We start from the raw sequence: 9,029 nt of genomic DNA on the forward strand, positions 1-9,029 counted from the left end.
AACGGGATCGTCTTCCTGGACGAGATCGACAAGGTCACCGCCCGGCAGGACGCGCGCGGCGGCGACGTCAGCCGCGAGGGGGTGCAGCGCGACCTGCTGCCGCTGATCGAGGGCACGACCGTGTCGACCAAGCATGGGGCGGTGAAGACCGACCACATCCTTTTCATCGCCTCGGGCGCGTTCCATGTGGCCAAGCCGTCGGACCTGCTGCCGGAACTTCAGGGCCGGCTGCCGATCCGGGTGAACCTGACCGCGCTGACCGAGGGCGACTTCGTCCGCATCCTGACCGAGACCGACAACGCCCTGACCCGGCAATATACCGCGCTGATGAAGACCGAGGGGGTCGAGGTGACCTTCACAGAGGACGGCATCGCGGCGCTCGCCAAGGTGGCGGCCGAGGTCAACGAGTCGATCGAGAACATCGGCGCCCGCCGGCTTTATACCGTGATGGAGCGGGTCTTCGAGGAGCTGAGCTTCGTCGCGCCCGACAAGGCGGGCGAGACGGTCACGGTGAACGCCGATTTCGTCGAGGAGCACCTGGGCGAGCTGACCCGCTCGGCCGACCTGAGCCGCTACGTGCTGTGAGGGGTGTCCCACGATGGGACATGCAGGCGGCCTAGGAAAATCAATGCGTTACAGAGACGAAGTTACCGTTCGTCAAGAAATGCCCGCCCCGGGAAGCCCCGAGGCTCGGGACTTGTGCGCGCTGTTCCACCACAGTTTCGCCGCCTCGGCGGGCGAGGACGAGGCGCGGGACGTGGCCGCCCTGGTCGAGAAACTGATCGCCGAGGACCCGGATGCGCGTCGCCTCTTCGTGGCCACGCAGGACGGGACGGCGAAGGCGGCGATCGTCTTCAGCCTGATGCGCTTCGGCGACGATCCGGCCGAAGCGTGGCTGCTGTCACCGGTCGCCGTGGCGCCGGACGCGCAGGGACAGGGCATAGCGACGGCGCTGATCCGGTACGGGCTGGACGCGCTGCGCGGCGCCGGGGCGCGGATGGCGGTCACCTACGGCGACCCGGGCTTCTACGGCCGCGTGGGATTCGTGCCCGTGTCGGTGGACCACGTGCCGCCGCCCTTCAGGCTTTCGCAGCCGGACGGGTGGCAGGCGCAGGCGTTGGAAAAGCCGGCGCCGTGGCCCCTGCCCGGCCCCGCCCGCTGCGCGGCGGCCTTCGACGACCCAGCGCTGTGGTGATCGCGAGACGCCGATAACGAAAACGCCCCGCCGGTTTGGCGGGGCGTTTCGTTTTTCGGGACCTGAAATCAGGCCGCACGCGGCGCGTGGATCAGTTCATCCACCAACGCTCGGCCATGCGGGCGTTGTCCATCTGCCAGAGGTTGCCGACCACGTCCGGGGTGGCGACCTTGTTGCTGATCGCCTGCACGTAGTTGGCGAACATCGGCAGCACCACGCCGCCCTCGTCGTTCAGGATCTGCTGCATCTCGTGGTACATCTCGCGGCGCTTGGCGTCGTCGAGCTGGGCGCGTGCCTCGACCAGCAGGTTCTGGAACCGCTCGGAATCCTCGCGGCCCCACTGGGTGTCGTTCCAGGGCGCGCCTTCCTCGTAGGCGTTCGAGAACATCCAGTCCTCGGTCGCGCGGCCGGACCAGTAGGACGCGCAGAACGGCTTTTTCAGCCAGACGTTCGACCAGTAGCCGTCGGCCGGTTCCTGGATGAGGTTGATGTTGATGCCCGCCATCTTGGCCGACGCCTGATACAGCTGCGCCGCGTCGAGCGCGCCGTCGAAGGCCGCGCTGGAGGCCGACAGGTCGATGTCGAGCGAGTCGTAGCCGGCTTCCTTGAGGTAGAACTTGGCCTGGTCGGGGTCGTAGGTGGTCTGCTCCATGTTCTCGAAGAAGAACTGGTTGGCGGGACCGATCGGGCTGTCGTTGCCGACGCGGCCGTGGCCCAGCAGGATCTTGTCGACCATCTCTTGGCGGTTGATCGCGTGCTTGAGCGCGCGGCGCACGTTCACGTCGTCGAAGGGCGCGACGTTGGTGAGCATCGGGAAGGTGTATTGCTGGTTGCACGACACCTCGTTGATGCGCAGCTGCGGGTTGGCGCGCAGCAGCTGTTCGGTCTTGAGGTCGATGCGGTTGATCGCGTCCACCTGGCCCGTGAGCATGGCGTTCATGCGGGCGGTGTTGTCGTTGATCGCGATGTACTCGATCTCGTCGAACCAGCCGGCATTGCCGTCCTTGTAGTGGTCGTCGACGCGGGTGGCGACCATGCGCACGCCGGGCTCAAAGCTTTGCGCGCGGTAGAGGCCGGTGCCGATGCCCTTCTGGATCGCCTCGTCGATCTGGCCGGCGGGATAGATCAGCAGGTGATAGTCGGACAGCAGGTAGGGCAGGTCGGCGTTGCCGCGTTCCAGCACCAGCTGGACCTGGTGTTCGTTCATCTTCTTCATCTCGACGATGGTCGAGACGATCGGCTGCGCCGCGGATTTCGAACCTTCCTCGACGTGCATCTTGAGCGATTCGATCACGTCGTCGGCGCCGAAGGGCTTGCCGTTGTGGAAGGTGACGCCCTGGCGGAGGTTGAACGTCCAGGTCTTGGCGTCGGGGGACGCGTCCCAGTCGGTCGCAAGCTCGCCCCTGAGCGCGCCGTCGGCGGCGATCTCGGTCAGGTTGTCGAAGACCGCGCCCTGCGCCGAGGCGATCATGAACAGGTCGGAATGGGTCCGGGCGTCCCAGCTGTCCGAGGTGTTGGCGCCGTTGAGGCCCACTCGCAGGCGGCCGCCCCGCGTGGCCTGCGCGCGCAGCGGCAGACCCGAGGCGGCGAGCACACCGGCGGCTGCACCGGTGGTCAGAAGGCCGCGTCTGGAAATGCGTGTCATGATCGTCTCTCCCCTGGTTTCCGATCGTGGCGGGGCAGCCCGCCAATAGCATCAGGCCCGCCGAGGCAGGCCGATTCTGTCATATCTTATCAGTCGCTGCGGCGCCGATGTCATCAACTCCGCGTTCTTTCAGCAGATTGGTCAGCCAGTCCGGGTCCATTTCGGGCACCGAGGACAGCAGCAGGTCGGTATACGGGTGGTGCGGCGGGCGGAACATCTCGGGCTTGGGGCCCTGTTCGACGACGCGACCGTCCTTCATCACCACCACCTCGTCGGCGATCGAGCGCACGGTGGCCAGGTCGTGCGTGATGAACATGTAGGACAGGCCCAGATCGTCCTGCAGGTCGGCCAGCAGGCGCAGGATCCCCTCGGCCACCAGCTGGTCGAGCGCCGACGTGACCTCGTCGCAGATGATGAACTTGGGCTCGGCCGCCAGCGCGCGGGCGATGCCGATGCGCTGCTTCTGGCCGCCCGACAGCTCGGACGGCAGGCGGTCGAGGTAGGTCTCGGGCGGCAGCTCGATCTGGTCGAGCAGCTCGGCCACGCGGTCGCGCCGCTTGCGGCCGGTGAGGCCCATGTAGAACTGCACGGGGCGGCCGATGATCTCGCCGATGGTCTTGCGCGGGTTCAGCGCGGTGTCGGCCATCTGGTAGATCATCTGGACCTGGCGCAGCTGGTCCTTGGACCGCTTGCGGTAATCCAGCGGCAAGGCCTCTCCGTCCAGCTCCACGTGACCGCGACGGGGGGTCAGCAGGCCGGTGATGACCCGCGCGGTGGTGGATTTGCCCGAGCCGCTTTCGCCCACGACCGCGACGGTGCGGCCGGCGTGGATGTCGAAGCTGACGTCGTGCAGCACGTCGATCTTGCCGTAGGCGGCGGTGACGCCCTGGACCGAGATCACGGGCGTGGCGTCGACGGCGGGCGCGGGCTTGGCCGGGCGCTTGAACTCTCGCACGGCCCAGAGGCTTTTGGTGTAGTCCTCCTGCGGCTGTTCGAGCATCGAGCGGGTGTCGCTTTCCTCGACCTCGTCGCCGCGCAGCAGCACCTTGATGCGGTCGGCCATCTGCGCGACCACGGCGAGGTCGTGGGTGATGTAGATCGCGGCGGTGTCGAACTCGTCCACGATGCGGCGGATCGCGGCCAGAACCTCGATCTGCGTGGTGACGTCGAGCGCGGTGGTGGGTTCGTCGAAGATGATCAGGTCGGGCCGGCAGGACATGGCCATCGCGACCATCGCCCGCTGCAACTGCCCGCCCGAGACCTGGTGCGGGTAGCGGAAACCGATCTCGTCGGGGTTGGGCAGGCGCAGCTTGCGGTAGAGCTCGACGCCGTCGGCCTCGGCCTCGGCGCGGCTGGCGGTGCCGTGGGCGACGGGCGCCTCGGCATGCTGGTCGATCAGCTTGTGCGCGGGGTTGAAGCTGGCCGCGGCGGATTGCGCGACATAGGCGATGCGCTTGCCCAGAAGCTGGCGCTTCTGCTCGGCGCTGGCGGCGATCAGGTCGATGCCGTCGAAGGTGATCGACCCGCCCGAGATGCGCACGCCGTCGCGGGTGAAGCCCATCGCGGCCAGGCCCAGCGTGGACTTGCCGGCGCCGCTTTCGCCGATCAGGCCCAGCACCTCGCCCTTGTGCAGGGTCAGGTCGACGCCGTTGATGATCGGCATCCAGGTCTCGTCGCTGCGGCCCTCGATGCGGATGTCGGTCATCTGCAGCAGCACGGGGCGTGTCGTGGTGTCGGTCATTCCTTGAGCCCCGAGGATCGGTGCAGCATCCAGTCGACGACGAAGTTCACCGCCACGGTCAGCAGCGCGATGGCGCCGGCGGCCATGATCGGCAGCGCGGCCGTCAGCGGCGAGAAGGCGGCGAAGTTGATGAACTGCGCGAGGTCGCGGACCATCGTGCCCCAGTCGGCAAGCGGCGGCTGGATGCCCACGCCGAGGAACGAAAGCGACGCGATGGTCAGGAAGACGAAGCAGAAGCGCAGCCCGAACTCGGCCAGAAGCGGCGCGTAGGCGTTGGGCAGGATCTCGCGGAAGATGAGGTAGCCCAGCCCTTCGCCGCGCAGCTTTGCGGCCTCGATGTAGTCCATGACGACGATGTTCATGCCCACCGCCCGGGCCAGGCGGAAGACGCGCGTGCTGTCGATCACGGCGATGATGAAGACCATGTAGACCGTCAGCATCCAGTTCTGCGACGCCCAGGCGCTGGCGATGGTCATCAGCAGCAGCGCGAAGATCAGCGACGGGATCGCCATGAGCACGTCGACCGCGCGGCTGAGAAGCTGGTCGAACCAGCCGCGCAGCACCGCCGCGAGAAAGCCGAGCGAGCCGCCCAGCAGGAAGGCCAGCAGCGTGGTGGCGAAGGCGATGCCAACGGTGTTCTGCGCACCGTAGATCAGGCGGGACAGCAGGTCGCGGCCGATCTGGTCGGTGCCCAGCGGATGCGCCGGGTTTCCTCCGGTGGCCGGGTTGCCGCCGGGCAGCGCGTTGACCTGGTCGAACACCACCGCCTGGCCGTAGGGCGCGATCAGCGGCGCGAAGATCGCGAGGATCGCGTAGACCAGGATCACCAGCAGCCCGAAGGCGGCGGTCAGCGGCATCTGTCGGAACAGCTTGCGCGTGCCGGCGGTGCCGACGTGGCGGCCCAGCAGGCGGAAGAGGTACGCGGCGATGGCGAAGGCGATCAGCGCGCGCACCGCCCAGCGGAAGAAGGTGACGCCGGGCACCGGCGTGCCGGTCTCGGTCATGGCGGGCTGCAGGTAGTACCAGACAGCCCAGGCCAGCAGCGCCACCGCCAGCGCGTAGCCGAAGGCGACAGCGTAGGGCATGTCGCGGAAGGCCGGCGCGTTGCCGGTGGCCTTCTGGCCGACCAGGCGGCCGACCCAGCCGACCACGGCGATCGCCACCAGCGCGATCAGGATCAGGGTCCAGACGCTCATTTCGGGTGCCTCAGGCGGGGGTTCGACAGGATCGACATGATGTCGGCGGTCAGGTTCAGCAGGATGTAGGCGCCGGCGAAGATCAGGCAGCAGGCCTGCACCACCGGGATGTCACGGTTCTTCACCGCGTCGACGAACAGTTGGCCGATGCCGGGATAGACGAAGACCACCTCGACCACGACGACGCCGGTGATGAGGTAGGCAAGGTTCAGCGCCACCACGTTGATGATCGGCGCCAGCGCGTTGGGCAGCGCGTGGCGCACGATCACGCGCATCGGCCGCACGCCCTTGAGGCGCGCCATCTCGATGTAGGGGCTGGCCAGAAGGTTGATGATCGCCGCGCGGGTCATGCGCATCATGTGCGCGGTAACCACCAGCGTCAGCGTCAGCGCCGGCAGCAGCGTCTTTTCCAGCCGCTCGGGCAGGCTCATCCCCTCGTAGATGTTCGACAGCGACGGCAGCACCGGGTTCAGCACCGCGAGGAACAGGATCAGCACGTAGGCGAGGAAGAATTCCGGGCTGGAAATCGAGGTAAGCGTCGAGACGTTGGCCGTCTTGTCGAAGGCCGAGTTGCGGAACAGCGCCGCGAGGATGCCGAGGCCCACCGCGAAGGGCACAGCGATGCAGGCGGTCACGCCGGCGAGGAACATCGTGTTGGCGAAGCGCGGCGCGATCTGCGACGCGACGGTGCGCAGCTCGCCCCCGCCCATGTTCGACTGGAAGTTCATCTGCGCGTAGCTGATGCCCAGATCGCCGCGCAGCGTGTCGGCCAGCCAGCTGAAGTATCGGGGCAACGCGGGCTGGTCGAGGCCGAGGTCCCGGCGGATGGCGGCGACCGCTTCGGGGGTGGCGCCCTGCCCCAGGATCGCCTGTGCGAAGTCGCCGGGCAGCATACTGACGGCGGCGAAGATCACCATGGACACCACGATCAGCGTCAGGACGCCCAGCGCCAGGCGCTGGGCTATGATCTTGAGAACTGCGCTCACAGGCCCTGTCGATATCGTTGTTATCGTTGGCGGTGACCGTAACGGGTTGTTGTCGCGTGTAAACCCTTGTGTGTCGCATACCGACCGCGGCTGCGGGATGTGCCGCGCAAAACGCCGCGTCAGGCGGCGGCTTCGGCCATCTGGTCCATGACGCGCACCAGCTCGGCGCTGATGCCGGGTTCGGAGAGCGCGTGGCCGGCGTTGCGGATCATCCGCAGGTCGGCATTGGGCCAGGCGCGGGCCAGCTCCCACGCGCTGCGCGGCGGGCAAATCATGTCGTAGCGGCCCTGCACGATGGTGCCCGGCGTGTCGGCCAGCCGGTCGGCGTTGGCCAGGATCCAGCCGTCGCGTTCCAGGAAGCCGTCGTTGACGAAGTAGTGGTTTTCCAGCCGGGCGAAGGCGCGGGCGTATTCGCCGGGCGCCTCGCCGCCCTGCCCCGACGAATAGACCGAGGCCAGCGCGTTCTCCCACGCCGACCAGGCCTGGGCGTGCCGCGTCTCGGTCCGCAGGTCGCCCGAGAACAGCCGCTTGTGGTAGGCGTGGATCAGGTCGCCCTGCTCGTCCTCGGGGATGAGGTCGCGGAAGCGGGCCCAGGGCTCGGGCCAGAACTGGCCGGCGCCGCCGCCGTAGAACCACTGAAGCTCGCGCCGCGTCATCAGGAAGACGCCGCGCAGCACCAGGTGGCGCACGCGTTCGGGGTGGGTGATACCGTAGATCAGCGCCAGCGTGGCGCCCCAGCTGCCGCCGAAGACGACGAAGCTGTCGATGCCCAGCGCCTCGCGGATCCGCTCGATATCGGCGACGAGATCCCAGGTGGTGTTGTCGGTGACGCTGGCATGCGGGCGCGAGCGGCCGCAGCCGCGCTGGTCGAACAGGATCACGCGGTAGACGTTGGGGTCGAAGTAGCGCCGCATCGCGGGCGAGCAGCCGCCGCCGGGCCCGCCGTGCAGCACGATCACGGGAACTCCGGCGGGATTGCCGCATTGTTCCACGTAGATGCGGTGCCCGGCGCCGACGTCCATCATGCGCTGGTCGAATGGGTCCGCTGGCGGATACAGATATTGCACTGCGCGTTTTTGGCCCGAGTTTTTATCCATTTCGTTTCTATATTGCCGCCGGTAAGGAATTGACCATGGGGAATGTCATGCAAACCACCGTCGAGCCGTCCGAGATTGCCAAGTTCGAAGCCATGGCCGCAGAATGGTGGGACCCGGAGGGCAAGTTCAAGCCCCTGCACATGCTGAACCCCTGCCGGCTGGACTACATCACCGACCAGATCGCCGGAGAATACGACCGCGACCTTTCCGCACAATTACCGTTCGAGGGGCTGCGCGTGCTGGATATCGGCTGCGGCGGCGGGTTGCTGTGCGAGCCGATGGCGCGGCTGGGCGCCACGGTCGTGGGCGTCGACGCGGCGGCGCGCAACATCCCGGTGGCGCAGGCGCATGCCGCGCAATCGGGGCTGGAGATCGACTATCGCCACACGACCGCCGAAGCGCTGGCCGACGCGGGTGAGCAGTTCGACGTGGTGCTGAACATGGAGGTGGTCGAGCACGTCGCCGACCCGCAGGACTACATCGACGCCTGCGCGCGGCTCTTGCGGTCGGGCGGGCTGCACCTGTGCTCGACCATCAACCGCAACGCGAAGAGCTTCGCCATGGCGATTGTCGGCGCGGAATACGTGATGCGCTGGCTGCCCAAGGGCACGCACGAATGGAAGCGCTTCATCACCCCCGACGAGCTTTACGACCACCTGCGCGCCGCCGGACTCGAGCCGGTGGATCGCAAGGGCTACGTCTTCAACCCGGTCGCGTGGCGCTGGTCGCTGTCGGACCGCGATCTTTCGGTGAACTACGTGACCGCCGCGCTGCGGCCCTGACCCCACGCGCGTCCGGGCCTTTCCCTGGCCCGTTCGCGCCCCAGATATTCGTGCATCCGCAGGAAAGGAGGAACGCATGTTCCATGAAGGCAAGGATCCCATCACCCGGGTCGCCCTGGGCATCATCGCGACGGCCGGCGTCGTGCTGCTCATCATAGCGGGATGGAGCGCGTTCTTCGCGTCCGACCCCGTGGCCGAGAACGAGCCCGTGACCGAGCAGGTCGCCGAGATCGACGTCGATTCCATCGACGACGAGAACGTCAGCGACCCCCTGCCGCAGGATGACGCAGCCGCGACCGAGGAGACGGCCCCGGCGGAAGAAACCGCCGCCGCCGAGGAACCGGCCCCGGCCGAGGAGACCGCCGCCGCGGAAGAGACCGCCCCGGC

Annotated in this window: 9 protein-coding genes; 4 read left to right on the forward strand and 5 right to left on the reverse strand. The window is 67.6% G+C overall.

What is annotated here, in order from left to right; all coding sequences use genetic code 11:
• Positions 1-585, forward strand: a 585-nt coding sequence (locus ACFDTC_RS15955) for an AAA family ATPase (RefSeq protein ID WP_375259875.1), incomplete at its 5' end; no start/stop codon positions are given.
• A gap of 79 nt (positions 586-664) precedes the next feature.
• On the forward strand, positions 665-1,195 hold the full coding sequence (locus ACFDTC_RS15960) for a GNAT family N-acetyltransferase (RefSeq protein WP_375259876.1): 531 nt from the start codon (positions 665-667) through the stop codon (positions 1,193-1,195).
• A 91-nt stretch (positions 1,196-1,286) separates the two neighbouring features.
• Here ACFDTC_RS15960 and ACFDTC_RS15965 read toward each other — a convergent pair whose 3' ends face one another.
• From ACFDTC_RS15965 to pip, 5 genes are all read right to left on the reverse strand, one after another.
• Positions 1,287-2,840, reverse strand: coding sequence for an ABC transporter substrate-binding protein (locus tag ACFDTC_RS15965; protein WP_375259877.1), 1,554 nt, complete (start codon positions 2,838-2,840; stop codon positions 1,287-1,289).
• A 79-nt stretch (positions 2,841-2,919) separates the two neighbouring features.
• Positions 2,920-4,581, reverse strand: a complete 1,662-nt coding sequence (locus ACFDTC_RS15970; protein ID WP_375259878.1) for an ABC transporter ATP-binding protein — start codon at positions 4,579-4,581, stop codon at positions 2,920-2,922.
• Positions 4,578-5,777, reverse strand: a complete 1,200-nt coding sequence (locus ACFDTC_RS15975) for an ABC transporter permease (protein ID WP_375259879.1) — start codon at positions 5,775-5,777, stop codon at positions 4,578-4,580. Before ACFDTC_RS15975 ends, ACFDTC_RS15970 begins: the two co-directional genes overlap by 4 nt.
• Positions 5,774-6,763 (reverse strand): ABC transporter permease, encoded by a 990-nt coding sequence (locus ACFDTC_RS15980; protein WP_375259880.1) that lies wholly within the window; start codon positions 6,761-6,763, stop codon positions 5,774-5,776. Before ACFDTC_RS15980 ends, ACFDTC_RS15975 begins: the two co-directional genes overlap by 4 nt.
• A 119-nt stretch (positions 6,764-6,882) precedes the next feature.
• Positions 6,883-7,860 carry a prolyl aminopeptidase gene (pip, locus tag ACFDTC_RS15985; RefSeq protein ID WP_375259881.1) on the reverse strand — a complete coding sequence of 326 codons (978 nt, stop codon included), beginning with the start codon at positions 7,858-7,860 and terminating at the stop codon, positions 6,883-6,885.
• Positions 7,861-7,907: 47 nt separating this feature from the next.
• On the opposite strand from pip, the gene ubiG reads away from it, so the two are divergent.
• Both ubiG and ACFDTC_RS15995 read left to right on the forward strand, forming a co-directional pair.
• The gene (ubiG, locus tag ACFDTC_RS15990) at positions 7,908-8,642 is read left to right on the forward strand and encodes a bifunctional 2-polyprenyl-6-hydroxyphenol methylase/3-demethylubiquinol 3-O-methyltransferase UbiG (protein ID WP_375259882.1); all 735 of its coding nucleotides are present in this window, start codon (positions 7,908-7,910) and stop codon (positions 8,640-8,642) included.
• Positions 8,643-8,718: 76 nt separating this feature from the next.
• Positions 8,719-9,029 (forward strand): hypothetical protein (locus tag ACFDTC_RS15995; RefSeq protein ID WP_375259883.1); only part of this gene is annotated, 311 nt, incomplete at its 3' end.

The sequence above is a fragment of the Citreimonas sp. genome (assembly GCF_042096055.1).
GTDB lineage: Bacteria > Pseudomonadota > Alphaproteobacteria > Rhodobacterales > Rhodobacteraceae > Citreimonas.